The sequence below is a fragment of the Ruegeria sp. BE3 genome (genome assembly GCF_056538865.1).
Genome location: NZ_JBQFTW010000001.1, coordinates 1,061,842 through 1,087,266 on the forward strand (window position 1 = coordinate 1,061,842; position 25,425 = coordinate 1,087,266).

The 25,425-nt window shown below is 57.4% G+C and carries 27 protein-coding genes; 6 read left to right on the forward strand and 21 right to left on the reverse strand.

Annotated elements, in window-relative coordinates; translation table 11 throughout:
* The first annotated feature begins 87 nt into the window (after positions 1-87).
* From trmFO to gluQRS, 3 genes are read left to right on the forward strand one after another with little or no spacing between them, the layout of a single operon-like run.
* Entirely contained in the window at positions 88-1,428 is a 1,341-nt protein-coding gene (trmFO, locus tag ACR0AZ_RS05270; RefSeq protein ID WP_480666942.1) for a methylenetetrahydrofolate--tRNA-(uracil(54)-C(5))-methyltransferase (FADH(2)-oxidizing) TrmFO, read from the forward strand.
* 36 nt (positions 1,429-1,464) lie between these two features.
* Positions 1,465-2,079, forward strand: coding sequence for a class I SAM-dependent DNA methyltransferase (locus ACR0AZ_RS05275; RefSeq protein WP_480469843.1), 615 nt, complete (start codon positions 1,465-1,467; stop codon positions 2,077-2,079).
* Positions 2,076-2,921, forward strand: coding sequence for a tRNA glutamyl-Q(34) synthetase GluQRS (gene gluQRS / locus ACR0AZ_RS05280; protein WP_480469844.1), 846 nt, complete (start codon positions 2,076-2,078; stop codon positions 2,919-2,921). Before ACR0AZ_RS05275 ends, gluQRS begins: the two co-directional genes overlap by 4 nt.
* Before the next feature lie 43 nt (positions 2,922-2,964).
* Here gluQRS and hisI read toward each other — a convergent pair whose 3' ends face one another.
* Positions 2,965-3,354 carry a phosphoribosyl-AMP cyclohydrolase gene (gene hisI, locus ACR0AZ_RS05285; RefSeq protein ID WP_480666945.1) on the reverse strand — a complete coding sequence of 130 codons (390 nt, stop codon included), beginning with the start codon at positions 3,352-3,354 and terminating at the stop codon, positions 2,965-2,967.
* Between the two features lie 48 nt (positions 3,355-3,402).
* Between hisI and ACR0AZ_RS05290 the strand changes: the two genes are divergently transcribed.
* Together ACR0AZ_RS05290 and ACR0AZ_RS05295 are read left to right on the forward strand one after the other, a co-directional pair.
* Complete coding sequence (locus ACR0AZ_RS05290; protein ID WP_480657721.1) at positions 3,403-3,855, forward strand: iron-sulfur cluster assembly scaffold protein; 453 nt, start codon at positions 3,403-3,405, stop codon at positions 3,853-3,855.
* Positions 3,856-3,912: 57 nt separating this feature from the next.
* Complete coding sequence (locus tag ACR0AZ_RS05295; protein WP_480666947.1) at positions 3,913-4,551, forward strand: MarC family protein; 639 nt, start codon at positions 3,913-3,915, stop codon at positions 4,549-4,551.
* A gap of 184 nt (positions 4,552-4,735) precedes the next feature.
* Here ACR0AZ_RS05295 and ACR0AZ_RS05300 read toward each other — a convergent pair whose 3' ends face one another.
* From ACR0AZ_RS05300 to sciP, 5 genes are all read right to left on the reverse strand, one after another.
* Entirely contained in the window at positions 4,736-4,858 is a 123-nt protein-coding gene (locus tag ACR0AZ_RS05300) for a hypothetical protein (RefSeq protein WP_480469848.1), read from the reverse strand.
* A gap of 110 nt (positions 4,859-4,968) precedes the next feature.
* On the reverse strand, positions 4,969-7,059 hold the full coding sequence (gene recG, locus ACR0AZ_RS05305) for an ATP-dependent DNA helicase RecG (protein ID WP_480666949.1): 2,091 nt from the start codon (positions 7,057-7,059) through the stop codon (positions 4,969-4,971).
* On the reverse strand, positions 7,056-9,308 hold the full coding sequence (ligA, locus tag ACR0AZ_RS05310) for an NAD-dependent DNA ligase LigA (RefSeq protein ID WP_480469850.1): 2,253 nt from the start codon (positions 9,306-9,308) through the stop codon (positions 7,056-7,058). Before ligA ends, recG begins: the two co-directional genes overlap by 4 nt.
* Positions 9,309-9,433: 125 nt before the next feature.
* The gene (gene ctrA, locus ACR0AZ_RS05315; RefSeq protein ID WP_480469851.1) at positions 9,434-10,150 is read right to left on the reverse strand and encodes a response regulator transcription factor CtrA; all 717 of its coding nucleotides are present in this window, start codon (positions 10,148-10,150) and stop codon (positions 9,434-9,436) included.
* An 84-nt stretch (positions 10,151-10,234) separates the two neighbouring features.
* Positions 10,235-10,528, reverse strand: a complete 294-nt coding sequence (sciP, locus tag ACR0AZ_RS05320) for a CtrA inhibitor SciP (RefSeq protein WP_480469852.1) — start codon at positions 10,526-10,528, stop codon at positions 10,235-10,237.
* 129 nt (positions 10,529-10,657) lie between these two features.
* Between sciP and mnmA the strand changes: the two genes are divergently transcribed.
* Complete coding sequence (gene mnmA / locus ACR0AZ_RS05325) at positions 10,658-11,803, forward strand: tRNA 2-thiouridine(34) synthase MnmA (protein WP_480469853.1); 1,146 nt, start codon at positions 10,658-10,660, stop codon at positions 11,801-11,803.
* Here mnmA and ACR0AZ_RS05330 read toward each other — a convergent pair.
* The 15 genes from ACR0AZ_RS05330 to acuI form a co-directional block, all read right to left on the reverse strand.
* Complete coding sequence (locus ACR0AZ_RS05330; protein WP_480469854.1) at positions 11,800-12,345, reverse strand: carboxymuconolactone decarboxylase family protein; 546 nt, start codon at positions 12,343-12,345, stop codon at positions 11,800-11,802. The two genes, mnmA and ACR0AZ_RS05330, sit on opposite strands and share 4 nt — an antisense overlap.
* Before the next feature lie 86 nt (positions 12,346-12,431).
* On the reverse strand, positions 12,432-13,007 hold the full coding sequence (locus ACR0AZ_RS05335; RefSeq protein WP_480469855.1) for a hypothetical protein: 576 nt from the start codon (positions 13,005-13,007) through the stop codon (positions 12,432-12,434).
* A gap of 4 nt (positions 13,008-13,011) precedes the next feature.
* On the reverse strand, positions 13,012-14,166 hold the full coding sequence (lpxB, locus tag ACR0AZ_RS05340; RefSeq protein ID WP_480666952.1) for a lipid-A-disaccharide synthase: 1,155 nt from the start codon (positions 14,164-14,166) through the stop codon (positions 13,012-13,014).
* Positions 14,166-14,960, reverse strand: a complete 795-nt coding sequence (locus tag ACR0AZ_RS05345; RefSeq protein WP_480469857.1) for an LpxI family protein — start codon at positions 14,958-14,960, stop codon at positions 14,166-14,168. Before ACR0AZ_RS05345 ends, lpxB begins: the two co-directional genes overlap by 1 nt.
* 4 nt (positions 14,961-14,964) lie before the next feature.
* The gene (lpxA, locus tag ACR0AZ_RS05350) at positions 14,965-15,750 is read right to left on the reverse strand and encodes an acyl-ACP--UDP-N-acetylglucosamine O-acyltransferase (RefSeq protein ID WP_480469858.1); all 786 of its coding nucleotides are present in this window, start codon (positions 15,748-15,750) and stop codon (positions 14,965-14,967) included.
* The gene (gene fabZ, locus ACR0AZ_RS05355) at positions 15,747-16,220 is read right to left on the reverse strand and encodes a 3-hydroxyacyl-ACP dehydratase FabZ (protein ID WP_480469859.1); all 474 of its coding nucleotides are present in this window, start codon (positions 16,218-16,220) and stop codon (positions 15,747-15,749) included. The genes lpxA and fabZ overlap by 4 nt, the downstream gene beginning before the upstream one ends.
* A 72-nt stretch (positions 16,221-16,292) precedes the next feature.
* Positions 16,293-16,775: an OmpH family outer membrane protein gene (locus tag ACR0AZ_RS05360; protein ID WP_480561463.1), complete on the reverse strand. Its 483-nt coding sequence runs from the start codon at positions 16,773-16,775 to the stop codon at positions 16,293-16,295.
* Positions 16,776-16,880: 105 nt separating this feature from the next.
* Positions 16,881-19,241 (reverse strand): outer membrane protein assembly factor BamA, encoded by a 2,361-nt coding sequence (gene bamA / locus ACR0AZ_RS05365; protein WP_480469861.1) that lies wholly within the window; start codon positions 19,239-19,241, stop codon positions 16,881-16,883.
* Positions 19,242-19,369: 128 nt separating this feature from the next.
* Entirely contained in the window at positions 19,370-19,498 is a 129-nt protein-coding gene (locus ACR0AZ_RS05370) for a hypothetical protein (RefSeq protein WP_480469862.1), read from the reverse strand.
* Positions 19,499-19,588: 90 nt separating this feature from the next.
* Positions 19,589-20,941 carry an RIP metalloprotease RseP gene (gene rseP / locus ACR0AZ_RS05375; protein WP_480666955.1) on the reverse strand — a complete coding sequence of 451 codons (1,353 nt, stop codon included), beginning with the start codon at positions 20,939-20,941 and terminating at the stop codon, positions 19,589-19,591.
* 6 nt (positions 20,942-20,947) lie between these two features.
* The gene (gene dxr / locus ACR0AZ_RS05380; protein WP_480666956.1) at positions 20,948-22,120 is read right to left on the reverse strand and encodes a 1-deoxy-D-xylulose-5-phosphate reductoisomerase; all 1,173 of its coding nucleotides are present in this window, start codon (positions 22,118-22,120) and stop codon (positions 20,948-20,950) included.
* Positions 22,120-22,902: a phosphatidate cytidylyltransferase gene (locus ACR0AZ_RS05385; RefSeq protein WP_480469865.1), complete on the reverse strand. Its 783-nt coding sequence runs from the start codon at positions 22,900-22,902 to the stop codon at positions 22,120-22,122. The genes dxr and ACR0AZ_RS05385 overlap by 1 nt, the downstream gene beginning before the upstream one ends.
* Positions 22,899-23,630, reverse strand: coding sequence for an isoprenyl transferase (locus tag ACR0AZ_RS05390; protein ID WP_480469866.1), 732 nt, complete (start codon positions 23,628-23,630; stop codon positions 22,899-22,901). Before ACR0AZ_RS05390 ends, ACR0AZ_RS05385 begins: the two co-directional genes overlap by 4 nt.
* Positions 23,631-23,639: 9 nt before the next feature.
* Positions 23,640-24,203, reverse strand: a complete 564-nt coding sequence (gene frr / locus ACR0AZ_RS05395) for a ribosome recycling factor (RefSeq protein WP_480469867.1) — start codon at positions 24,201-24,203, stop codon at positions 23,640-23,642.
* Between the two features lie 182 nt (positions 24,204-24,385).
* The gene (gene acuI, locus ACR0AZ_RS05400) at positions 24,386-25,381 is read right to left on the reverse strand and encodes an acryloyl-CoA reductase (protein WP_480666957.1); all 996 of its coding nucleotides are present in this window, start codon (positions 25,379-25,381) and stop codon (positions 24,386-24,388) included.
* Positions 25,382-25,425: the final 44 nt, after the last annotated feature.

Here is a 25,425-nt window from a genome sequence, read left to right on the forward strand (position 1 = left end):
CGCAGCGGCGACCCCAAGACCCTCCTAAGAAAATACACCCAATACTGCGCATTGCGCAGGACGTTGCAGTGCCCTATGTGGCAGCCCATGACAGAGAAATTGCATATCGTGGGCGGCGGCATGGCCGGGTCCGAGGCCGCTTGGCAGGCCGCAGAGATGGGTGTGGACGTCGTGATCCACGAAATGCGGCCTCAAGTGGGCACGTTTGCGCATCAAACCGGCAATCTGGCCGAGATGGTGTGTTCGAATTCGTTCCGCTCGGACGACGATGAGCAGAACGCCGTGGGCCTGTTGCATTGGGAGATGCGCGCGGCCAATGGTCTGATCATGACCACTGCAGACGCCCACCGCTTACCCGCGGGCGGAGCGCTGGCGGTAGACCGCGATCCATTTGCTGAGACGGTAACAGCCAAGCTCAAAGCTCATCCGCGCGTGTCTGTTACCGGCGAAGAAGTTACTTCGCTACCTGCCGAAGGCCACTGGGTCTTTGCAACCGGTCCGCTGACTTCTGCCGCTTTGGGAGATGCCATTCGCGCGGAAACCGGGGCTGAGGCACTTGCCTTCTTCGACGCCATCGCGCCTATCGTCTATGCCGAAAGCATCGATATGAGCCAGGCCTGGATGCAGTCCCGTTATGACAAGGGCGAGACCGAGGAAGAGCGAACCGCCTACCTGAACTGCCCAATGGACCGCGACCAGTATGAAGCGTTCATCGATGCTCTGCTGGCCGCCGACAAGACAGAGTTCCACGAAGGCGAAACCGCCGGATATTTCGACGGCTGCCTGCCGATTGAAGTTATGGCTGAACGTGGCCACGAAACTCTGCGGCATGGTCCGATGAAGCCCGTGGGCCTGACCAACCCGCATCAGCCGGATGTAAAACCACATGCCGTAGTTCAGCTGCGCCGAGACAACGCTCTGGGCACTCTGTTCAACATCGTGGGTTTTCAGACCAAGATGAAATACGGCGCGCAAACAGATGTATTTCGCATGATTCCGGGGCTTGAGAATGCCAGCTTTGCGCGGCTTGGAGGCATTCATCGCAATACCTTCATCAACTCTCCAACCTTGCTGGATGCGCAAATGCGGCTGAAATCTCGGCCCAATGTCCGATTTGCCGGTCAGATCACCGGGGTCGAAGGTTATGTGGAAAGCGCCGCGATGGGCCTGCTGGCCGGTCGCCTCGCCGCCGCTGAAATTCTGGGTCGGACTCTGCCCGATGTTCCGCAGGACAGTGCCATGGGCGCTCTGATCCACCACATCACTGGCGGTGCAGACGCCAAAACATTCCAGCCGATGAACGTGAATTTCGGCCTGTTCCGCCCCGTGGACGGCCTGAAGGGCGGCCGCCGGGGCCGTAAGGATCGCTATAAGGCCTATACCGACCGCGCCAAGTCGGCTTGGTCGGACTGGTTGGCGCATTGCTGACTGGACGATATGCCTCGCCTGCGCCTAACATAAGGTATGAGCGATAAGTTTCTGAAAAATACGTATGGATTGAACTCGGCCCAGGAAACCCGCGACCACTACCAGAAATGGGCGGCCTCATACGATGATGAGGTGGGAGAGCATGGCTACGTTACCCCGGATCGCGTTTCGGCTGCGCTGAAGTCGTATATGCCAGATGATCAGGTCCCTATCTTGGACTATGGCTGCGGAACTGGGCTGTCAGGCGCGGCGCTTTACAAAGCGGGCTTTCGAGTTATCGACGGGATGGACCCGACGCCGAAGATGCTGGAACAAGCCGCAGCCAAAGGCGTATACCGCAATCTCATAGGTTTTGAACTCACTGATCCCGAACCGATCGAGGCAGGCTCCTACACCGCGATTACCGCCATCGGCGTGATCGGTTCGGGCGCGGCGCCGCCAGAGACCTTCGATTTGCTGATGAACGCTTTGCCACGCAACGGATATCTGGCGTTTTCGTTTAACGACTATACTCTGGCTGATCGCACGTATACCTCTCGGCTGAATGACTGGCTGGACATGGGCCACGCGCGGCTGCTGTTTCGCGAATACGGTCCGCATCTGCCCGGCATGGACATGAAATCTGACGTCTACGTTGTTGAAAAAGCTTGACCTTCACCACCCGTTTTGCCCCATCGCCGACAGGACCTCTGCATCTTGGTCACGCCTATTCTGCGCTTTTGGCGCAGGATATGGCCAAAGCCGAAAACGGACAGTTCCTGCTGCGGATTGAGGATATAGATCAGTCCCGATCTCGCCTGCACTGGGAAGAGCAAATCTATGAAGACCTGTCTTGGCTTGGGTTGCGCTGGCCGCAACCTGTTATGCGGCAATCGAACAGGTTGCCGCGATATCAGCAAGCGCTTGAAGAGCTGATCAAGCAGGATTTGGTCTATCCTTGTTCCTGCAACCGCGCTGATATTGAATCTGCCGCCGGGGCACCTCAAGAAGGTGTACCGCAATTTGGTCCGGATGGACGCATTTATCCCGGCACCTGCCGGCAGCGCCTACTTTCCGATTCTGGCGCAAACGATGTTTTAAGGCTCAACATGCGCAAAGCGCTTGAAGTGGCTGATCTAACATCATTTTGTGAAACCGGTCCCAAGTTCTTTGGAACGCATCATCTTCAGCCCGAGCACCTGATCCATTCGGTCGGTGACATAATTCTGGTGCGTCGGAATATGGGAAGTTCCTACCATCTGTCCGTAGTCATCGACGATGCCGATCAGTGCATCACCCATGTCGTACGCGGCGAGGATCTGTTCGACGCGACCCAAATCCATGTCCTGCTGCAGAGCCTGCTTGACCTGCCTACGCCGGTCTATCACCACCATAGCCTGATCCGAGACGAGAACGGCAAGCGCCTTGCCAAACGGGACGACGCGCGCGCCATCACGATCTATCGAGAGCAAGGTGCCTCCCCCGTCGATATCCGAACGATGGTCGGCCTTTGACCCGGCGGCGCCTTTTTCTGGATACCAGTGCCGCGAGCGGTGTTCATTCCATCGGCGACATCAGCTCAACTTCGGTTCCGGCGCGCACAGCAGTGTAAAAGCAGCTACGCCGATTGGTGTGGCATGCAGGTCCTGTCTGCCGCACGAGCAACAACAGGCAGTCACGGTCACAATCGACGCGGAAATCCACCAGTTCCTGTACATGGCCTGAGCTTTCGCCTTTGATCCAGAACGCCTGCCGCGACCGAGACCAATAGGTCACGCGACCGGTCTTCAATGTGCGTTCAATTGCTTCGGCGCTCATCCATGCCATCATCAACACTTCACCGGTACCCTCGTCTTGTGCAATCGCAGGCACCAGTCCTGCTTCGTTATACTTGAGCGTCGACGGATCGAACGAAACAGTTTGTGTCATGGCAAAAACCTTTTGCATCCCGGAACATGGTCACTATGTATGGGGAACAGCCAACGAGGGAAAGCCATGAGCGGCGAAACCGATCTGATCAAGCTATATTCAGGACGCATTCTTGCGCTTGCCGCTGATATCCCCCATCTCGAGCGGCTTGAAAATCCGGACGCAACCGTAAAGAAACGCGCGCCGCTTTGTGGCTCGACGGTGACCGTGGACGTTAAGGTCGAAGACGGGCGGATTTCTGATTTTGCACAGGATGTCAAAGCCTGCGCTTTGGGTCAGGCTTCGGCTTCAGTGGTTGGAAGTGCGGTGATTGGCGCAACCCGAGCTCAGGTAGAAACCGCACGCGAGCAACTGTCTGCGATGCTAAAGAAAGACGGCCCTGCCCCCGATGCACCGTTTGACGGGCTTGAGGTGCTGATGCCGGCGCGCGACTACAAAAACCGTCACGCCTCAATTCTTCTGGCGTTGGAAGCCACTGCCGAGGCGATGGAACAAGCTGAACAGGCCAACTGCGCCTGAGCGTGGTCTTTTTCGACAAACCCGTCTAATCTCCGCCGAAATCCGGGGGAGTAAGGTGTGGAAAAACTGCTCGAACATTTCGTGACCCTCTGGGTTGTCATTGATCCAATTGGCACGATCCCCGTCTTCATAGCCGTCACCGCAAGCGTCGGGGTCGCTGCCCGGCGCAAAACCGCTCTTCTGGCCGCGCTGGTCAGTGCGGGTATACTTCTGTTCTTCCTCGTCTGTGGGCAGCTGGTGATTGAGGCGCTGGATATCGGCCTCAATTCCTTTCAGGTCGCGGGCGGGATTATTCTGTTCCTGTTCGCGCTGACCATGATCTTTGGCGAGAGCAAACAGGATATCGAACAGCGCGAGGCTCAGGAAGATCTGCAAGACAGGATGCATGAGACCAATCCTGCGATCTTTCCACTGGCGGTTCCGTCCCTCGCCTCACCTGGCGCGATGCTGGCGATTGTCGTACTGACCGACAACAATCGTTACAGCATTGCCGATCAAGGCATAACCGCTCTGGTGATGTTGGTGGTGATTGCCATTGCCTTTGTGCTGATGTTGCTGGCCGAGCCCATCATACGTTGGATCGGACATTCGGGTGCCGCGATCATCAGTCGGATCATGGGGATGATCCTGGCCTCGGTAGCGGTGAACTCTGTGCTGTCGGCGATGCTCGAAATCATCAAAACCGGGCAATTATAAAAAAGCCGCCGCTCCTTCCGGGCGGAAAGGGCGGCGGTAGGTTGTGCGTGTCTCACGTAGGGTCCGGATTTCCGCGCGGGGCCGAGGCTGGCCCCTTCAAGGGGTTTGGGACAGGCAGGTCACCCTTGACTGAGATGGGGAAACAAGCGCGGTGCTATCGGCATGAGATCGCAGGCAGAAAAGCTTAAAACCCCGTCGGCAGGTGAAGGGCAACCACCAGCATGACCACCAGAGAGACAGCGCCTACAGCATCTTGCAAAATCGTTGCTTGCGAACGGCTGAAAGCGGTCTTGATCTGGGCCAGCATGGTCTCACCTCCGGTCGGGTTTAATCTTTTGTTGACCTTTTGTTCTCATATTTCAGCGAGTCGGTAAAGAACTTTTTGAGAACATTTGCGAACTTTTGAGGATTTACGACTTAACCCACTGAAATCAAACGGATTGCCTGATCCTGTTTCATCAGCCACAGCAGAACACGCACGGCCTTTCCCCGATCTGAGGTCAAGTCCGGGTCGGTAGTCAGCAATGCGCGCGCGTCGGATTGGGCAACGGCCATCAACCCGGCCTGCCGCTCAAGATCTGCGATGCGGAACTTTGGCAACCCGGATTGTGCGGTGCCAATCAGATCCCCAGCTCCGCGCATCTGCAGGTCGGTCTCGGCGATCCGAAACCCGTCTTCGGTCTCACGCAAGACCTCCAACCGCTTGCGCCCACCTTCGCTGAGCGGTGGCTGATACATCAACAAACAGGTCGAAGCATCCTCACCCCGCCCTACGCGACCGCGCAGCTGATGCAATTGCGCCAGGCCGAAAATCTCGGCCCGTTCGATTACCATGATGGTCGCGTTGGGCACGTTCACACCCACCTCGATCACGGTTGTGGCCACCAGAACCTTGGTCTGTCCAGATTGGAACGCCGCCATGGCAGCGTCTTTCTCAGCTGGTGGCATTTGCCCGTGTACAAGCCCCACGACACCATCGCCCAACAGCGCGCGCAATCGTTTAAACCGCTCCTCAGCTGCTGTCAGATCGGAGACTTCAGATTCGTCCACCAGAGGGCAAACCCAATAGCATTGCTTGCCCGCTTCAATCGCGCCCCGGAGATGGGCCACGACCTCATCCATGCGTTGCGTGCTGACGATGGCGGTCTTGATCGGTTTCCGGCCCGGAGGTTTTTCGTCCAGAACCGAAACATCCATATCCCCGTATTGTGCCAAAGCCAGACTGCGCGGGATCGGCGTTGCGGTCATAACCAAAACATCCGCGCGCTGGCCTTTCTCGGACAGTTCCATCCGCTGACGGACGCCAAAGCGATGTTGTTCGTCGACAATCGCCAATCGCAAAGCGTTGAATTCGACATCGCTTTGGAAAACGGCATGGGTGCCGACGAGGATTTGGATATTACCCTGTTTCAATGCGGCCAGCTTGGCGCGCCGTTCTGCACCTTTGTCACGCCCGGTCAGGATTTCGAGCACAACGCCAGCTTCCTCGGCCAACGGAAGCAACCCTTCCAAATGCTGACGGGCCAGAATCTCGGTCGGGGCCATCATTACGCCCTGCCCTCCTGCCTCGACGGCGACCAGCAAGGCCATGAACGCCACTAGTGTCTTGCCTGCCCCCACATCACCCTGAAGCAACCGATTCATACGGCTGTCCGAGGCCATGTCCGCCGAGATCTCCTCAATCGCGCGCGTCTGCGCCCCGGTTGGACGGTACGGAAGGCTTGCCAATACCCTGGACTGCAGCGCACCTGTTCCGACACTGACGACCCCACGGGTCTTGCGTTCCTTTTGACGCGCGATCGCTAAAGTGAGCTGGTGCGCCAGCAACTCATCATAGGCCAACCGTTCACGCGCCGGAGCAAATGAGGCCACATCATCAGCACCTTTCGGGTGATGCGCCGCTTGCATCGCTGCTTGCCAGCTCGGCCAGCTTTGCTGTGCGACCTGGGCTGGATCAGCCCACTCAGCCAAAGCAGGCGCGCGTGCCAACACGCTTTGTGCGGCTTTGTAGGCCGTCTTCTGAGTAACGCCTTGTGTAAGATGATAGACCGGCTCGAACTCAGGCAACTCCCCGGCACTTTCGGGGGCCACGACATGGTCGGGATGCACCATCTGCGCCATGCCATCGAACAGCTCAAGTTTGCCCGACACCACACGGCGCGCGCCCTGCGGCAGTATTTTCTTCAGGTAGTCCCCGCGAGCATGAAAAAAGACCAGCTGGAAATCGGCCTGAGCATCTTCGACATGAATACGATAGGCACCACCCTTGTTGCGAGGAGGTCTGTGCGGGCCGACGGTCACCTCTACGGTCAGGGTCGTCGGTAAATCCGCGCCTTGAATCGTGTCTCGCCGCCTTCGGTCGATCACTGCATAGGGCAACGCGAACAACACATCACGCGGCGACTCGATCCCGAGCTGCCCCATCAGCTGCGCCGTCTTGGGACCAACACCGTCGAGCGTTTCAAGCCCTGCGAACAGCGGAAAGAGTTGTTCGGGTCTGCCGCTCATGCATCCCCGATCAGCTGCAGCCAGCCGTCTTCGTCGAGTGTTTCTATACCCAGATCAGCTGCCTTCTTCGCCTTCGATCCGGCCCCGGGACCAGCCACAAGAAGATCAGTCTTCTGACTGACCGAGCCGGAAACTTTTGCACCTAATGCTTCAGCCCGTGCCTTGGCCTCGGCACGGGTCATCTTTTCCAGCGTTCCGGTAAATACAACGGTTTTGCCCGCGACCGGGCTGTCCGACGACGGCGCCTCGGGTGGAACAATCGTCAGGTGCGCGCTTAGATCGTCAAAAGCCTTGCGCTCTTCGGCGTTAGCGAAAGCGTCGGATAGTGACAGGCCCAGAGTAGCCCCAATTCCATCGATTCCGATCAGATCAGACCATGCATTTGCAGCTGAGGCAGGTACGTCCAACCGCGCCGCGGCCGCATCGCGCGCTTCCTTCAGTCGTGCGCGCCGACCCTCGCCACTGGCGGCGATCCGTTCAGCCTCTTCCGCTTCGTCCGCCGCCCGCTGTGCCAAGGCCGCAGGGCGTGCAGTGTCAATCGCTGCGGCCATAACGTCCCAATCGCGGTAAAACAGTGCTAAATCGCGCGCGCCGACCTCACCGACATGGCGAATACCAAGGGCAAACAAAAGTCGTGCAAAGGGAATTGTCCGCTTTTCATCGATGGCCGCAAACAGGTTACTGGCCGAGGTGTCGCCCCAGCCATCCCGATTCTTCAGGCGCGCCAGATTGCCCGCGTCACGATCCTGCAGCGTGAAAATGTCAGCAGGAGTATTGATCGGCAGGATCGAGTCGCCATGGAACATCTCGATCTGTTTCGCGCCCAAACCTTCGATATCGAAGGCCTTGCGCGACACAAAGTGTTTAAGCTTCTCAACCGCTTGTGCCGGACAAATTAAACCACCGGTGCAGCGCCGAACCGCATCGCCCTCTTCGCGGATCGCATCGCTGCTGCATTCGGGACATTTCGATGGGAAATCATAGGGTTCGGAATCGTCGGGCCGCTTGGATAGGTCCACATCCGAGATCTTGGGGATCACGTCGCCCGCGCGATAGACCTGCACCCAATCCCCGACACGAATGTCCTTGCCATCACGGATTACCCCGCCTTTGGCGTCTCGCCCGGCGATATAGTCCTCGTTGTGCAAGGTCGCGTTCGAAACAACGACGCCACCAACCGTGACCGGATGCAACCGAGCAACCGGGCTGAGCGCTCCGGTTCGGCCGACTTGAATGTCGATCGCCTCCAGCCGTGTCCAAGCAAGTTCTGCCGGGAATTTATGCGCGATGGCCCAACGAGGCGTCGTCGAGCGAAACCCCAGACGAGCCTGCAGGCCAAGGTCATCGACCTTATAGACCACGCCATCGATATCGTAGCCCAAGGTTGCGCGCTGCGCTTCGATCTCACGGTAGTGTTCGAGCATCTGATTTGTTGTGGCACACAGGCGGGTCAGATCATTGACCTGAAATCCAAACTCACGAAGCCGCCCGATCGCAGCCATCTGCGTTTCCGCTAATGGTTTGGACAACGTCCCCCAGGCATAAGCAAAGAACCGCAGCGGTCGAGACCGGGTGATTTCTGAATCAAGCTGCCGTAGAGAACCCGCTGCCGCATTGCGCGGGTTTGCGAAAGTTTTTCCACCGGTTTCGGATTGCCGAGCGTTCAGCGCGTCGAAGTCCTGATGAGACATATAGACTTCGCCCCGAACCTCCAGAATCTCTGGGGCGCCCTCAATCCGGTGTGGGACATCCTCGACCGTGCGGGCATTTGCGGTGACGTTTTCACCGACTTCGCCATCTCCGCGCGTGGCAGCCTGTACCAGCTCGCCGTCTTCGTACCGCAGGGACAGGGACAAGCCATCAATCTTGGGCTCGGCTGTATAAGCCAGCGGTGCATCTGTGCTCAGGCCCAGATATTTACGAATCGAGCGGTCGAAATCGGCGACGTCGTCGTCTTCAAAGGCGTTGCCCAACGACATCATACGCATCGAATGGGCCACCTTGGCAAACCCGTCTGCAGGCCGTGCGCCGACCTGATCCGATGGGCTGTCGACGCGCTTCAGATTCGGAAACCGGTCCTCGATTTCGGCATTTCGGCGCTTGAGCGCATCGTAATCTGCATCCGAGATCTCAGGGGCATCTTTGGCATGATACAGATCATTGGCGCGCAGCAAAGCCGCGGCGAGCCGGGCAAGTTCTTCCCGTGCTTCGTCTTCGCTCAAATCAGCTACCGCAATGGTCTTGCTCATGTCCCCGCCCTGTCACGTTGTCTTGGACCCCAGTGATAGGGCGAGGCCATGGTCAGGTCCAGTGTTGTGCTGAGCCGCGAGTGGGATTGCCGCCCTGGACCGGCGGCGGCAAACTTCTTATGAGTTCAGGCGCCAACCGCGATACGGGTTTCGTCGACGCTGCCCGACTGTGGATCGCGCAGGACATAGCCACGGCCCCACACCGTCTCGATATAGTTCTCTCCACCCGTGGCATTGCTGAGCTTCTTGCGCAGTTTGCAAATAAACACGTCGATGATTTTCAGCTCGGGCTCATCCATGCCGCCATAGAGGTGGTTGAGAAACATCTCTTTGGTCAGCGTCGTACCCTTGCGCAGGCTCAAAAGCTCGAGCATCTGGTATTCTTTGCCGGTCAGATGCACGGTTTTGCCGCCAACCTCGACCGTTTTGGCATCCAGATTTACTGCCACCTGACCGGTATGGATCACCGATTGTGAATGCCCCTTGGAGCGACGGATGATCGCGTGAATGCGCGCCACAAGCTCTTCGCGATGGAACGGTTTAGTCAGGTAATCGTCCGCACCAAAGCCGAAGCCCTTGATCTTGCTTTCAGTATCGTCAGCACCCGAGAGGATCAGGATCGGCGTTTCAACCCGGGCAATACGCAACTGCCGTAGCACTTCGTGTCCGTTCATGTCCGGCAGATTCAGGTCCAGGAGGATCAGGTCATAGTCATACAATTTGGCCAGATCGATCCCCTCTTCACCCAGATCTGTCGCATACACATTCAGATTTGCATGCGTCAGCATCAACTCGATGCTTTTGGACGTGGTGGGATCATCCTCGACAAGAAGTATTCGCATTCAACTGCTCCAATTCGGTTAAAAATCTTCGGTTCGAAATGAGACTGGTCAAAAATGGTTAACCTGCCGTTACCGTTGATTCATTTATTCATGTTCTCCTTTAGGTTGTCGATATTTTTTTAGCGCCGTGACCTTCAGTGCATCAGCTCCATGTTCGGCTACGGCAGAAACCCAGGCATTGAATTCTTCATCACTGAGCCCGTATCGCTTTTTGGCATCCGACAAAGAAATCAGACCGTACAGCACGCCACGCACGACGACGATTTTACGTGATGCGACCCAGCGTCGTGTGTCCGCAGGTGGCAGATCTGCCCGCGTCAGAACAGTTCCATCTGGTAAGGTAACTGACCTTGGCCCTTCCACTTTGTGCAAATACATCTGTTAAACCTTCTTTTGCTGCGACAAAGCTGCGCCCAGCCTACTTAAAACAGCGTGAAACCGCCCCTTGAGAGTGTGTAGAATTTTCCTATATTCTGCCGGTCTTCTTTAAACCTGACTGGAATCGATATGGCCCTCGATACCGAGACACCGCTGAACTCGCTTGGCTTCGCCAAACCGCCCTCGGAAACGCGGGTGGTGGTCGCCATGTCCGGAGGTGTGGACAGTTCGGTCGTGGCCGCACATCTGGCAGAACAAGGTTACGACGTCGTCGGGGTGACCTTGCAGCTTTACGATCACGGCGCAGCGCTGGCCAAAAAAGGCGCCTGTTGTGCTGGGATTGACATCCACGACGCGCGGCGCGTGGCCGAGGAGCGCGGGTTTCCGCATTATGTCCTGGATTATGAAAACATCTTCAAGGACGCGGTAATTGATGAGTTCGCCGATAGCTATCTGGCTGGCGCGACCCCAGTGCCCTGCATCCGCTGCAATGAACGGGTAAAGTTCAAGGACCTTCTGGAAACGGCGAAGGACCTTGAGGCCGATTGCATGGCCACCGGTCATTACATCCAGCGCAAGATGGGCCCCAATGGCCCGGAACTGCACAGCGCCGAGGATGCGAACCGCGATCAGTCATATTTCCTGTTCTCGACAACACCTGAACAGCTGGATTTCCTGCGTTTCCCGCTGGGGCACCTGCCCTCCAAGGACGCCACCCGCGAGATGGCGGCCCAATATGGGTTGGCCGTAGCAGACAAGCCGGACAGTCAGGACATCTGTTTCGTGCCCAACGGCAACTATGCCAGCGTGATCGAAAAGCTGCGCCCCGGTGCGGCAGAGCCCGGCGAGATCGTTCATGCCGATGGCCGCGTACTGGCGCAGCATGATGGTGTGATCCACTACACGATCGGTCAGCGCCGCGGTCTTGGCATTGGCGGCCTCAGCGAACCGCTCTACGTGGTTAAACTGGACGTGGACAAGAAGCAGGTCGTCGTCGGCCCAAAAGAGATGCTGGCCACCCGCGTCGTACCCGTGCGCGAGATCAACTGGTTGGGCGATGAACCCTTCACCTCGCGCGACGAATGGCATCTATCGGTAAAGGTCCGCTCGACCCGGCCGCCGCGTGAGGCGATCATTCGCCCCCTTTCCGACACAACGGCAGAGGTCGAATTGCTGACGCCGGAAGAAGGGATATCGCCCGGTCAAGCCTGCGTGTTCTATGCAAGCGAAGGCAGCCGTATCTTTGGCGGCGGCTGGATCTGGCGTGGCTATTAAGCCGAAATCGGATCGACCTCGGCCTCGATCTGTATCTGAAGCGCATCGTTGAAGCGATTGAATGCGCCGGTGAGAGCGATGCGCCAAGTCAGCTCAACGATCTGCGCATCGCTGAACCATTCACGCAGGTCCGAAACCTCAGCATCTCGCATCCTGCCTGATCGTGTCGTCACCGCTTCGGCAAACCGGACCACCGCTTTGTCACAGTCGTCCAGTTCGGGATGATCGTCGACATCGGGCAAACGCGCCGCGCCTTCCGGGCTTAGCCCGGTCACGGTCAGCAGCGGTGTATGATGCGACACGCAATAGTCGCAGGCATTCAGCTTGGAAACAGTTACCATCGCTAATTCGAGTGCACGTCTCGGCAGATTTTCCTGAGCACGCAATGTGGTCAGCAGACCCGTCACATGCTCAAGCACCGGCGGGCAATAGGCCGCGACGCGTGCCCAGTTATCGAATGGTCCATAGCCCTGCAGCGCCGCAAAAGACGCGCAGGCCGCGTCGGTCATTTCATCATCGCTCAGCGGTGGGATTCGGGTCATGGGCTATCTCCTTCGCAGCCAGCATATCCAAGCCTTCAGGTGCTGCAACAGATGCCGACCGATCACAATACGTTGGTTACGTCAGATCAGAGCACATCAGTTGGTGAGTTGAACAGGATGTAGAGCCCGACACAGACCATTATGTAAGGTGCGACCCGATCCATCCGGGCCACCTGCGGGCCAAGGCTTTTGGCCCGTGGCGCACCCCATGTTGCAACGGCGACCAAGGTACAGGCAGCGATGGCTGCTCCCACCAAGGCGGCAAAACGGAACGATGGCGTCGAATCTGCTAACAGCGGGGTCATGACCGCAAAGCTGTCGACCGACAGGCTCAGAAATAAGGTTATAACCGAGCTGACGGCACCTTTGGAACTTACGTCCTCCGCTTCCGTCCCCCGAAACTGCTGCCAGATTCCGCGCAGGCCGAAGATCAACGGAACGATACCAAGGTATCCGATCCACTCGGGAATACCGCTCTGATCCAATCCGACCGCAACGGTCATCGCGAGAGACAAGACAATGGCCTGTGCAATGGCAAAACCGACGATGGCGCGGCGTTGTTCCATGATCAGGATCAGGCCCAGCAATACCGCCAGATTGTCGAGGTTCGTCGACACCATCGCCACCCCAGCCGATATGGCGAAAAGGACATGCTCGAACATGGTGTTACGACATCCGTTCCAGGACTGCGCGCGCCGCACGTAAGCCGGGGGCCTCGCCGCCTCGCCCCAGACGCTGCATCGTCTCAGTCATCGCCTGTTGCTGGTTTCCGGGGGTCGCCGCGACGTCTCTTAATGCATCAGCAATCTTACCGGGCTGGCAGTCGTCCAGCAGACATTCAGGGACCGTTCGTGTTTCTGACACCAGATTGACCAGAGTGACCGTGTCCAGTTTCACCATACGCTTTGCGATCAGCGTGGTTAGCCAGTTCAGGTTATAGGCAATCACCATCGGCGTCGCCTGCGCCGCGAGCTCCAGAGAAACGGTGCCAGACGCCGCAAGCGCAAGATCGGCTGCGGCAAAGGCTGCCCGTTTCTGCGCCTGAGCCTGATCCGAAGGCAATTCTCGTGGATCGATAACAACCGGCTGACCCGGCCAATCCTTCACCTGCTCAGAAACCGCATCCACCATATGCGCAACAGCGGGAACAACAACGCGCATGTCAGGCCGATCTTGCAGAAATTGCCCGAGGGCGGCGCCAAATATCGGAGCCAACCTTTCAACCTCACCCCGGCGAGAACCAGGCAGCGCAAGGATAATCGGCGCATCACCCAGATCGTGATCGGTGCGGAACTGCGCTATGTCCTGATCTGTGGCGACGGGTTCGTTCACAACCGGATGGCCAACGAAATCGCACTCCATTCCGGCGCGTTCCATATATGGCGGTTCGAACGGCAACAGGGCGAGGACGTGATCAATCACTTTCGCCATTTTATCGGCACGCCCCGGCCGCCAAGCCCAAACGCTGGGCGCAACATAGTGCACGGTGCGGATGTTGCTTTCGGCCTTTACCAGCTTCGCGACACGCAGGGAAAAATCCGGGCTGTCGATGGTGATCAATACATCCGGTTGCGTCTCAAGCACTTCCTGAGAGGTTTCAGCAATACGACGTTTGAGGTGAAAAAACTTGGGCAAAACCTCAACCAGCCCCATGACGCTGAGTTCTGACATGGGAAATCGGCTGCTCAGCCCCTGCGCCTGCATCAAGGGACCACCCACGCCGTCAAACGTGACATCAGGAACCAGCACACGCAGACCTTCCATCAACGCGGCCCCTAAACGGTCGCCCGAAGGTTCCCCCGCGACCAGAAAGACGCGCATCAGACCGCGCGCTCACGGACCTGCAGGAACAGGCCAAGACGATTGCATTCCTCGATGACACGGTCGCGCTGCAGCACGATGACACCGCCCTTTTCGATCACAATACCAGCCAGACCAGCAGCCACAGCGCCAGATACCGTATCAGGCCCGATGGCGGGCATATCCGCACGCCGGTCCTGATCGGGCTTGGGGCCCTTGAACAGAACACCACCGCCCGCATCGGGTCGTTGTGTCAGAGATTGCAACATCCATGCGGTGCCAAAGATACTCTCGACCGCCAGCGCCTGTCCTTTCTGTACCACACAAGCCTGACCGATATCGGCAGCACCCATCGCGCGCAGGATACCCGCAGCGCGATCCGCATCTGCCAGATCGGCCTCGGACGGGTGCGCTTCGGTCAGGCAACCCAGCGGAGGCAGCAGATCAGGCGCAATCTCATGCGCGGCCCGAACGTTCAGTCCGGCGTCTTCAAAGATGCCGATGACCGCTCGCAGCGCGCCATCGTCTCCGGACATGATGGCCTGCTGCAGGATCGGAACCAGCGGCATCGTTGCAGCGTCGATCCGCGCCGGGTCAACAACAGGGCGGCGTACTGCTCCGGCCATGCAGATCTCGGTTACGCCCCGCGTTTTGAGGTCAGCGATGAAACTGCCGAGATGTTCTAGAGGAAAGATCACATCTGCTGTCAGAGTGTCCGGTTCGAACTCCTCCATGGCGCAAATCAGCGGGCGATCGGACAGGCACGAAAGCACCATATCCGGTAGCGCACCTGTTCCCGCGATCAGAGCCAGCATCGGATTACTTCCTCGGCGTCAGGAACGAGCGATCGGATTCACCGGTGACGAAATCGACGATCCGGCGCACATATTCGCTTTCGTGATCGTCGCCCAATCGCTTGGCACGATCCATGAAGGTGCCCTCACCCTCGGACAATTCGCGAAACGCGGCACGCAGGGCCGAGATATCTGCACGCGCCACGCCACGCCGTTTCAACCCCACAAGGTTCAGACCATCCAGTTCGCCGCGCGGAGCTTGCACAAGGCCGTAGGGAATCACATCATTTGCCACCATCGTCAGCGCGCCGATGATCGCACCGCGACCGACACGCACAAATTGATGCAGACCGGAAATGCCGCCGACGATCACGTCATCCTCAATAATGCAGTGACCGGCCGCGCCGGCATGGTTGACCATGATCACCCGGTTGCCAATCTGCACGTCATGGGCGACATGGACACCGGCCATCAGCAGGCAATCGTCGCCGATACGGGTCACACCACCGCCACCGTCTGTACCGGTGTTAACCGTCACATGTTCACGGATGCGGTTGCGTTTGCCGATTTCCAATCGGGTATTCTCGCCGCCGAATTTCAGATCCTGCGGTATTTCTCCAATGACCGAGAAATTGAAGATCACAGTGTCTTCGCCGACGCTGGTGTCGCCGGTCACCACCACATGAGATTTCAGCTCAACCCGATCACCCAAACGGACCTGCGATCCGATGTAACAGAAGGGACCGATGATGCAGCCCTGCCCGATCTGAGCCCCGTCTTCGATAATGGCGCTGGGATGGATACCGCTCATGTCGTCTTTTCCATATCCCAATCGACATAGGCCGAGAATTCGGCCTCGGCGGCAACTTCGCCTTCAACGGTTGCGCGACCGCTGAATTTGAAGATTTTACCGCCTTTCTTGCCACGCACCGTTTCGACATGCATCTCAAGTACGTCGCCGGGCACAACCTTGCGGCGGAACTTACACTTATCGATGTTCATGAAATAGATCAGCAGTTCACTGTCGATCACGTCCATGCCGACGCCCAACATGACACCGGCGGTCTGCGCCATCGCCTCGACAATCGTGACGCCGGGCATGATTGGAGTGCCCGGAAAATGCCCCTGAAAATGGGGTTCATTCATGGTGACGTTCTTGATACCAACTGCGGATTGATAGCCCTGGATGTCCACGACCTTATCGACCAGCAAAAACGGATAGCGATGCGGCAATATCCGCTGAATCAGCTGAATGTCGGCGCTCTTGGTTTCCGTGGTCATGGTTTGGATGTCCTGTTTTGGATGTCTCGTTCAAGCGTGGTTAGCAATACCGATACGTAAGGGCAAGTCAGCCTATTCGCCGTTGGTGCCGCCAAGCGCGCTTCCATCGCCAATCGCGGCATTGATGCGTTCAATCGCGGCGTCCGTGATGTCTGAGGCGTCCGTGCTAAGCACGACCGTCGCCCTTTCAATTACAACCGAAGCCTGGGATTCGCGCAGCAACTCGATCAGAACAGGCTGCGCCAGCTCGAAAAACCGGCCGCGCGCCTCTTCACCGCGCCGTGCCAGAAGGTCCAGCTTGGCGCGCTGACCCTCGCGATGGGACTGGACCTTTTCGTCAAACGCTTCTGCCAGGGGTCGAAACTCTTCAGCCGACAAAGACTTACGCTTTTCGGTCAGGTCTTTTTCTTCCTCGCTCAACTCAGAAACGATCCGCTCGTTCTCCTGAGCCAACAAGGCGCTCTCGGTCTCGATTTCACGAAATACCCGCTGACCAAAAGCGGATTCGGCGAAAAACCTTTCGCTGGAAATTGTCAGTACGCCGGTTTGAGGCACACCAAGCTGCTGTGCCCTTACGGGCAATACAGACAAAAAGACCAAAATACACAGGGCCCAAAAAGGGCCCTGCAATAACATTATGTTCCTGTTACGCATTCGGGATCAGAACTGAGCCTGAATGGTCAGGTCGAAGTTCCGCTCGTTATCGAACTCTTCCTTCTTGAGAGCCTTCGAGAAGTTGAAGCGCAGTGGACCAAAGGGCGTGGTCCACAGAACCGAAACGCCGATGACATGACGGATCGAACCGTTGGCACCCACAATATCAGATCCTGCAGTGTTCACGTTGTCAATGTTGTAGAGATTGCCAACGTCATAGAACACACCGCCCCGCAATCCCAATTCCTCGGGCAGGCCCAGCGGGAAGTCGGATTCGAAACGGGCTACCCAATAGTAGTTGCCCCCGATCGCGTCATCCTGGCCATTCGAGAGATCACGCGGGCCGAGACCAGCGGGCTCAAAGCCGCGGAACGTATTCGGACCCAGCACGAAACGATCGATTGTTCTGCTGAAGTCGTCACCAGTCCAATTCAACGCCCCAAGTTCCAGACTGGCGCGAAGCACAACTTCTTCATTCCATACCCGCTTTTGCGCGATGGCGCGCGCGGTCGTCTGAATGAATTCGTTGTCACCACCAAGTCCGGCCGCATCCACACCAACCTCGAAAAGAACACCAGCTGTTGGATTCAGCCCGCCCAAACGGCTGTCATAGACATAAGACAGGCCAATCGAACTCGTGGTGCGTTTGCCTTGGGCAATTTCCGAGGCAATCACAGCACCGTTGGTTTCGTTGCTTTGCTGTGTCATCTCGCTGCGGTCCCACCCATAGCGCAGGCGCAAAGCCGAAAGCTCACCGATGGCATAGCTGATCTGAGGGTTGAAGAAGACCGTTTTCGTATCAAAGCTGGCAAAGCTCGAGTTCGTGGTAGAAAGCCCCAAACCCAGATCAAAGCGCAGCTTTCGGCCCAACAGATAAGGCTCGGTAAAGTTGATCGAGTATTCTTCCGAATCCTGCGCAGTCGACAGGGTCACACCCAGATTCTGCCCACGTCCCAGAAAGTTGGATTCATTCAGACCAATTGCGATCCCGAAGCCATCTGTGGCCGAAAAACTACCACCAAGGCTCAGCGACCCGGTTGGTTGTTCTTCAACATCGACGTCAACAATAACCTGGCTGGGTGTCGACCCTTCACGTGTCTCCACATCCGCGACCGAGAAGAAGCCAAGCGCACGAATACGCTCAGCGCTCTGGCGAATTTCACGAGGATTGAACGGGTCACCTTCGACTGTATCAAACTGGCGTCGGATGACACGGTCCAGAGTGGTCGTATTGCCTTCGATATCGATCCGCTCCACGAAGATGCGCGGCCCGCGGGTCAGTACGAACTGCACGTCCAAGGTCAGATCTCGCGCATTTCGCGTAATACGAGGCTCAACGCGCAGGAAGTCGACGCCGTTCTTGATTCCCAGCCGCTCCATCCGAGCGATCGAGTTTTCCACCAGCGACGGCGAGTAGATAACGCCGGGTTTGATCTTCAACGCGTCTTGATAGACCGCAGGGTCCACACCCGGAATTTCGCTGACTGTGGAAATCTGGCCAAACGCGAAACGCTGGCCTTCCGTAATATTCATGACCAGGAAAAAGGCGTCACGTTCACGCGTAAATTCAACATTCGCGCTGTTGACCCGAAAATCGACATAGCCCCGCGACAGATAGAAATCGCGGATCACTTGTTTGTCGAACTCGATACGGTCCGCGATGAAAGTGTCTCCACGCAGGAACGTACGAAGGAAGTTCGCCTGCTTGGTTTCGAGCACACGGCGCAGACGACGGTCCGAATAGGCCCGGTTGCCCACGAAGCTTACGCGCTCCACCTCGATGGTCGTGCCTTCGGCAACCTCAAAAACCAGATCGACCCGATTGTCGCTCCGACGAATGATGCGCGGGATAACAGTGGCCGACACCCGGCCTTGCGAGGAATAGATCTGAGCGATCAGCTCGGCATCCGCTTCGGCCACCTGCGGTGTGAAAACGCGCCGTGTCTCGGATGAAATCGCGTCCAGTAGAACATCGTCTTTAACACGGCGGTTACCTTCGATGCTGATCTGGTTGATTGTCGGGTATTCTTCGACCTCGATAACCAGGGTATTGCCACGCGGTGTCAGCTCGACTGTCTCAAAAACACCACTGTCAAGCAAACGCTGGAAGGCGTCATTCAGCTCTCCAGCGCTTACCGTCTGCCCTGGCTCGATTCCCGTCCGGGCGATGATGGTCGAGGTTTCGATACGGCGATTGCCTTCAACATCGAAGCTGTTGATCGTGTAAGACTGCGCCTGTGCCGGCTGCGGCAATACCAGTAAACCCGGTATAGCAAAGAAGAAAAAGAACGTTAGTGCCTGCCACAAAATATTGTTTTGCCGCCCGCGAGAGCCGCAGTATGTGCCCGTGCCTCTGCTGTCAGTCATTTTTGTCACTACCCAGAATTTTCAGACTTTAGCTGCTGAGTAGCCCGATTGTGGCATCATGTCAAAAGCGCAAAACGTAAAAAACGGCCCGCAGGCCGTTCCAAGATGTCACAGTGGTGCAGAAAGAATCACAGACCGACGAGATACCCGCCAACCGCCAGCGCCAATGCGGTGACTCCAAAGCTGAGCAGCACATCCCAGTTCAACAGAAACAGATAGCTGAAGCTCTGATACGATTTCTGCAGTGTCTTGGTCATAGCCCTTGAGCCCATTCTTTAAAATGCACCCAAGAGCATAGGACCGAAATGAGGCAATTTTGCGTCCGAACCGTGCCGTGCCTGCCTTAATCAGCAGAACAGATCATTGCTGACCGAAAAGATCATCAACGACAGGATCAACGTTACTCCGATGCCCATCAGAACACGCAGTGCCTTATCGCTGGGCGGTTTACCGGACACCGCCTCATAGGCGTAAAACAACAGATGTCCGCCATCCAGCGCCGGGATTGGGAAAAGGTTCAAAAGGCCTACCGCAGTGGACAACACAGCGATGAAAAAGATGAAGCTTTGCGTGCCCTGGCTGGCCATTGCCCCCGAAACTTCGGCAATCCCAATTGGCCCGGAAATGTTGCAGGTGCTGATGGCCCCCGTAATCATATGCCATATGCCCGAAAGTGAGCCTTCGATGATACGCCCTGTCTGAGCGACACCACCTTTTAACGAGTCCCAAACTCCGGCCGGAACCTTCTCGGGTTCGATCATCATGCCGCCGACGATGCCAATACGCCAATGGGTGACAAATCCGCCTTCCGGCTTTGGTTCGTCCGTCCGGCGCGGGGCCAGAGCGAACTCCAGATCTGCGCCGTCGCGCCAGACCGTCAGCAACAAAGCCCGACCATCCGAGCCTTCGACATGCTCCTTCAGTTGATCGAAGGCAAAGATCGGATCACCATCAACAGCCGTGATGACATCGCCTGACTGCAGCTGGATATCCATGGCTGCGCTGCGTGGCGTAACTTGTTGAATCAAAGGCGGAAACAGCCATGGACCCTGGACGTCAATCGTCTCACCACCGCGGATGACCGTGTAGTCCAACTCCGGCAGTACCGGCAAGGCGTCGATAAAGTCCGACCAGTTGTTCTCGTCGTCGAAATCCGGGGTTTGCAGCCCTGCGATGGCGATGATCTCATCGCCCTCCTGCAAACCTTGCACCGTCCCCGGTAGCGGTTGCAACGCACCAACCGTAAGTGGTTCACGCGACACGCCGTCCGACCAGAAAACCAGGCCAAACACCAAAATCGACATCGCGAAATTAAAGATCGGTCCGGCCGCCACGGTCGCTGCGCGCGCCCAAAGGGGAGCACCATGCATCGTGCGACGCAGTTCTTCCGGGCTTTGATGGGCGATGTCGGCCATCGCTTCTTCATCTTTGCCCGAAGCAGCATTCGCATCGCCCAGGAACTTTACATAGCCTCCGAACGGAAGCAGCGCGATTTGCCAGCGGGTGCCGCGCTTATCGATGCGGCTCCAAAGCACGGGACCAAACCCGATCGAAAACACTTCGGCATGAATGCCTGACCAGCGGCCAACAATATAGTGCCCGTATTCATGCACGGCTACGATCGCAGAAAGCGCCACAACAAAGGCCAGGATCGTATAGAGAAGATTGCCGAATTGCGGGATCAGAGAGAGTATGTCCAAAGGTGTTTATCCTGCTCGTTGCAATACGGTTTCATCGACCCATTGCCGTGTCAGATGGTCCGTTTGCTGCACATTATCAAGTGTCAAAGGGGCATCAATAAGGCCGTCCGAAGCCTCAAATCGATCAAGCGCTGCAGCCACTGCATCTGCCATATCCAAGAACCCGATCCGGCGCGCAATGAAATGATCCAGAGCACGTTCCTTGGCCGCGTTGAAGATTGCGCCGGACAGACCACCGCGTGTCATAACCTCTCGCGCAAGCCGCAGGGCGGGATAGCGCGTCTCGTCCGGCGCAACAAAGCGCAATTGTCCAAGTTTGGCGAGGTCCAACCGTTCTACCGGTAATTCGTGCCGTTCAGGCCAATGAAGCGCATATCCGATTGCATGGCGCATATCCGGCGCACCAAGATGAGCCATCAACGCACCGTCCTGAAACCCAACCAGCGCGTGGACGATTGATTCAGGATGAACCAGCACTTCAATTCGGGAAGAGTCGATTCCAAAATATTCTTTGGTCTCTATGACTTCTAGCGCTTTGTTGAACATCGATGCGCTGTCGATCGTGATCCTTTGACCCATATCCCAATTAGGGTGACTCGAGGCTTGTTCGACCGTGGCATGAGCCAGATCAGCCAATGGCCAATCGCGGAATGCCCCGCCACTGGCCGTTATGATAACCCGCTCGACGCAGTTGATGTCCTCGCCCACAAGGGCCTGAAACACCGCCGAATGTTCGCTGTCGACGGGCAACAGCTTTGCGCCGTGTGCTCGCGCAGTGTCCAGAACCAGTGAACCCGCGCAGACCAGCGTCTCTTTGTTGGCCAGCGCGAGTGTCGCGCCCTGTTTCAGCGCTTCGATCCCCGGAGCCAGCCCTGCTGCGCCAACGATGGCCGACATGACCCAATCCGCCGGGCGCGTGCCTGCCTCAATCAAAGCCGCCTGCCCCGCAGCAGCCTGAACGCCGCTTCCAGCCAGAGCGTCACGCAGATCATCCAACCGATCTTCGAATGCGGTCACCGCGATATCGGCGCGCAGGCGTATGGCATCCTGCGCCAACTGGGCGATGTTACCAGCACCGGTCAGCGCCACCACCTTGTAGGCGTCGGGATGTCGTGCGATCAGATCAATGGTGTTCTGCCCTATCGATCCGGTCGCCCCGAATATCGATACTCTGCGCATCACATGCCTCCGGGTGCGTATATCAGCCCTGCAATCAACACAAAGACCGCTGCGCCCATCATTCCATCAAAACGATCCAGGAACCCTCCGTGCCCCGGGATCAGGTTCGAGCTGTCTTTGACCCCGAGCTTACGCTTCACGGCGCTTTCGACGATGTCGCCGGCCTGGCTGGCCATAGAAGCAAGCACCGATACCAGAACGAAAGCTGCCCCAAAGCCCACATAAGCGGCGAAGATAACCCCGACCAACGCGGCAGCCAGCCAGCCTCCGACCGTACCCGACCACGTCTTCTTGGGGCTTACCTTTGGCCAGAACTTAGGTCCACCCAGCGTTTTGCCTACAAAATATCCCGCGACGTCGGTGGCGACCACGATCAGGATCAGCCAAACCATCCAGCCGAACCCCATATTTTCTCGGATCGAGATGAAGCCCAACCCTGAGGCCGCAATCCAGAACGCAAACATAACATAAAGTCCGCGCGCGCGGCTGACCTGCCCCGCCCCAACCAGAGCTGGAGCCAGCAGGAAAGGAAGTTTGTAAAGCGGGGGCAAATGATAACTCAGGATAACGGCAACGCCTGTCAAGATCGCAAGCTGAATGGCGACGCCTTTGCGGTCGGGGTCCACCATACGCACCAGTTCCCAGGTCATCAGACCACAGGCTGCAGCAATGAATACCTCGAACCACAATCCGCCCAGCCAGACTTCGATCGCGCCGACGATGACGAGAACCGCAGCCGACAGGACCCGGGTGGTCAGATCAGACCATCGGCCATCAGTCATGCTGGAACCGCTCCAAACCTCCGCTCGCGCGCGCCATAACTGCGGCACAGGCGCTCGAGCTCGGCGGCGGTGAAATCGGGCCACAGCGTATCGATGAATTCATATTCGGAATAGGCGGATTGCCAGAGCAGAAAGTTTGAAATCCGCGCCTCGCCACTGGTCCTGATCACAAGATCCGGATCCGGAAGTACGCGCGTATCCAGATATTTAGGCAGGGTTTCCTCATCCACGTCTTCGGGCCGCAGGCGCCCCTCAGCCACATCACGAGCCAGACGTTTGGTTGCGCGAGCCACCTCATCACGCCCGCCGTAGTTAAGGGCTACGGTCAGATGAACCAGCTCGTTATCCTGCGTCTCTCGCTCTAGCGTGTCCATCAACTCAATCAGCTTCGCGTCCAGACGCACACGATCGCCGATGAACCGCACTCGGATACCATTATCCTTCAACGTCTTGGTTTCTTTGACGATATACCGCCGAAACAAGCTCATCAGACCAGCAACTTCGACCTGCGTGCGTTTCCAGTTTTCCGTCGAAAAGGCGAATATCGTGAGGTATTTGATCCCCAGCCCAGGACAGGCCTCAACCACCTCACGCACACGGCGCGCGCCCGCGTGATGGCCAAACAACCTGGGCCGCCCGCGCGCCTGCGCCCAGCGGCCATTTCCGTCCATGATGATGGCCACATGGCGCGGCCCTGTATCGAGGGCGGTATGGGGATCTTTCGGCATGTCTCGCGCTCAGACCTGCATGATCTCGGCTTGCTTTGTCTCAAGCGCATCATCAACGGCTTTGATCATCATGTCGGTCAGGTCCTGCACCTCGGCTTCCCAGAGCTTCTGGTCATCCTCAGACAGGCCATCGGCTTTGCCCTTCTTGATCTGATCCATGCCATCGCGCCGAACATTACGGATCGAAACCCGCGCGCTTTCTGCATATTGTCCTGCAACCTTGCCCAGCTCTCGGCGGCGTTCTTCGTTCAATTCTGGGATCGGCAGCATGATGATCGTGCCGTTCAGTTGAGGGTTGATCCCCAACCCACTCTCACGGATTGCCTTTTCAACCTTTCCCACAAGCGACTTGTCCCAGACATTGACCGTCACCATTCGCGGCTCGGGCACGTTCACTGTCCCCACCTGATTGATCGGCGTCATCGAGCCATAGGCGTCAACCATCACCGGTTCGAGCATTGAGGCCGAGGCCCGCCCTGTCCGAAGCGATGCGAATTCGGTTTTGAGGTTTGTCATAGCGCCGTCCATGCGGCGTTTCAGATCATCGGTGTCCAGGTCAAAATCATCAGACATGCTGCTCACTCCCCGTCTTCAGGTGCTGTTCGGATGGGTCTTAAGCCATCACAAATGGGATGTATAGCAATCATGGGCAGGAATTGTGGCAATGACCAGAACTGTTTCTGGTATCTTCTGCACAATCACAACGACAAAGCCGGTCGGATAGCGTACCCGACCAGCTTCAGACCTCATGCTGATCAGCTGTTAACGTCGACCACGACGCGCCCTTTGACCTGTCCGTTCAAAATATCTGCCCCCAATGCGGGCAGATCTGACAATGTTGCCGGATGCACCATGGCTTCAAGCTTATCCATCGGCAAATCGGTTGCGATGCGCTGCCAGGCCCGCACGCGGTTTTCATATGGCTGCATGACGCTGTCGATCCCAAGCAAGTTGACCCCACGCAGAAGGAACGGAATCACGGTCGCGGGCAAAGCAGCCCCTCCGGCAAGGCCAACAGCCGCAACCGAGGCACCATACTTCATCTGCCCCAGAACCCGAGCCAACATCGCACCACCAACGGCATCCACACAGCCAGACCAGGTTTCACTCTCCAATGGGCGCTTGGTGGTTTCGTTCAATTCATCCCGAGGCACAATTGTCGTCGCCCCCAGCGAGGTCAGATACTCTGCTGTCTCGGGGCGCCCTGTGACAGCGGCAACTTCATAGCCAAGATGCGCTAATATCGCAGTCGCGACCGAGCCTACGCCGCCGGCGGCCCCCGTCACCAGCACCGGGCCATGCCCCGACTCCAAGCCATGATCTTCAAGCGCCATAACGGCCAACATCGCGGTGAACCCGGCGGTCCCAACCGCCATCGCCTGACGTGCTGACAGACCTTCTGGCAGAGGTACAAGCCAATCTGCGCGCGCGTTGGCTTTTTGGGAATAGCCACCCCAATGCGCCTCGCCTACGCGCCATCCGGTCAGCACAACCTTGTCACCGGGTTTGTACCGCTCGTCTGAAGACGCCTCGACCGTCCCCGCATAGTCGATCCCTGGAATATGAGGGTAGCTGCGCACCAGTCCGCCCCCTTTGGGCGACATACACAGACCATCCTTGTAATTCACGGTCGAATAGTCGACAGCAACCGTCACCTCGCCCGCAGGCAAGTCATCCACGTTGATCTGCTTGACCGACGCGCTCGCCAGACCGCTCTCTTCATCCTTGTCCATGACCAATGCGTTAAACATCTGATATCCTTTCTGTTTCAAACGACCAGATCCGCTTCTTCATC

Coding starts and splice junctions, on each gene's coding strand:
- trmFO (WP_480666942.1), top strand. CDS start 88: ATGACAGAGAAATTGCATATCGTGGGCGGCGGCATGGCCGGGTCCGAG.
- ACR0AZ_RS05275 (WP_480469843.1), top strand. CDS start 1,465: ATGAGCGATAAGTTTCTGAAAAATACGTATGGATTGAACTCGGCCCAG.
- hisI (WP_480666945.1), bottom strand. CDS start 3,354: ATGCAAAAGGTTTTTGCCATGACACAAACTGTTTCGTTCGATCCGTCG.
- ACR0AZ_RS05290 (WP_480657721.1), top strand. CDS start 3,403: ATGAGCGGCGAAACCGATCTGATCAAGCTATATTCAGGACGCATTCTT.
- ACR0AZ_RS05300 (WP_480469848.1), bottom strand. CDS start 4,858: ATGCTGGCCCAGATCAAGACCGCTTTCAGCCGTTCGCAAGCAACGATT.
- recG (WP_480666949.1), bottom strand. CDS start 7,059: ATGAGCGGCAGACCCGAACAACTCTTTCCGCTGTTCGCAGGGCTTGAA.
- ligA (WP_480469850.1), bottom strand. CDS start 9,308: ATGAGCAAGACCATTGCGGTAGCTGATTTGAGCGAAGACGAAGCACGG.
- ctrA (WP_480469851.1), bottom strand. CDS start 10,150: ATGCGAATACTTCTTGTCGAGGATGATCCCACCACGTCCAAAAGCATC.
- sciP (WP_480469852.1), bottom strand. CDS start 10,528: ATGTATTTGCACAAAGTGGAAGGGCCAAGGTCAGTTACCTTACCAGAT.
- mnmA (WP_480469853.1), top strand. CDS start 10,658: ATGGCCCTCGATACCGAGACACCGCTGAACTCGCTTGGCTTCGCCAAA.
- ACR0AZ_RS05330 (WP_480469854.1), bottom strand. CDS start 12,345: ATGACCCGAATCCCACCGCTGAGCGATGATGAAATGACCGACGCGGCC.
- ACR0AZ_RS05335 (WP_480469855.1), bottom strand. CDS start 13,007: ATGTTCGAGCATGTCCTTTTCGCCATATCGGCTGGGGTGGCGATGGTG.
- lpxB (WP_480666952.1), bottom strand. CDS start 14,166: ATGCGCGTCTTTCTGGTCGCGGGGGAACCTTCGGGCGACCGTTTAGGG.
- ACR0AZ_RS05345 (WP_480469857.1), bottom strand. CDS start 14,960: ATGCTGGCTCTGATCGCGGGAACAGGTGCGCTACCGGATATGGTGCTT.
- lpxA (WP_480469858.1), bottom strand. CDS start 15,750: ATGAGCGGTATCCATCCCAGCGCCATTATCGAAGACGGGGCTCAGATC.
- fabZ (WP_480469859.1), bottom strand. CDS start 16,220: ATGACCACGGAAACCAAGAGCGCCGACATTCAGCTGATTCAGCGGATA.
- bamA (WP_480469861.1), bottom strand. CDS start 19,241: ATGACTGACAGCAGAGGCACGGGCACATACTGCGGCTCTCGCGGGCGG.
- ACR0AZ_RS05370 (WP_480469862.1), bottom strand. CDS start 19,498: ATGACCAAGACACTGCAGAAATCGTATCAGAGCTTCAGCTATCTGTTT.
- dxr (WP_480666956.1), bottom strand. CDS start 22,120: ATGCGCAGAGTATCGATATTCGGGGCGACCGGATCGATAGGGCAGAAC.
- ACR0AZ_RS05385 (WP_480469865.1), bottom strand. CDS start 22,902: ATGACTGATGGCCGATGGTCTGATCTGACCACCCGGGTCCTGTCGGCT.
- ACR0AZ_RS05390 (WP_480469866.1), bottom strand. CDS start 23,630: ATGCCGAAAGATCCCCATACCGCCCTCGATACAGGGCCGCGCCATGTG.
- frr (WP_480469867.1), bottom strand. CDS start 24,203: ATGTCTGATGATTTTGACCTGGACACCGATGATCTGAAACGCCGCATG.
- acuI (WP_480666957.1), bottom strand. CDS start 25,381: ATGTTTAACGCATTGGTCATGGACAAGGATGAAGAGAGCGGTCTGGCG.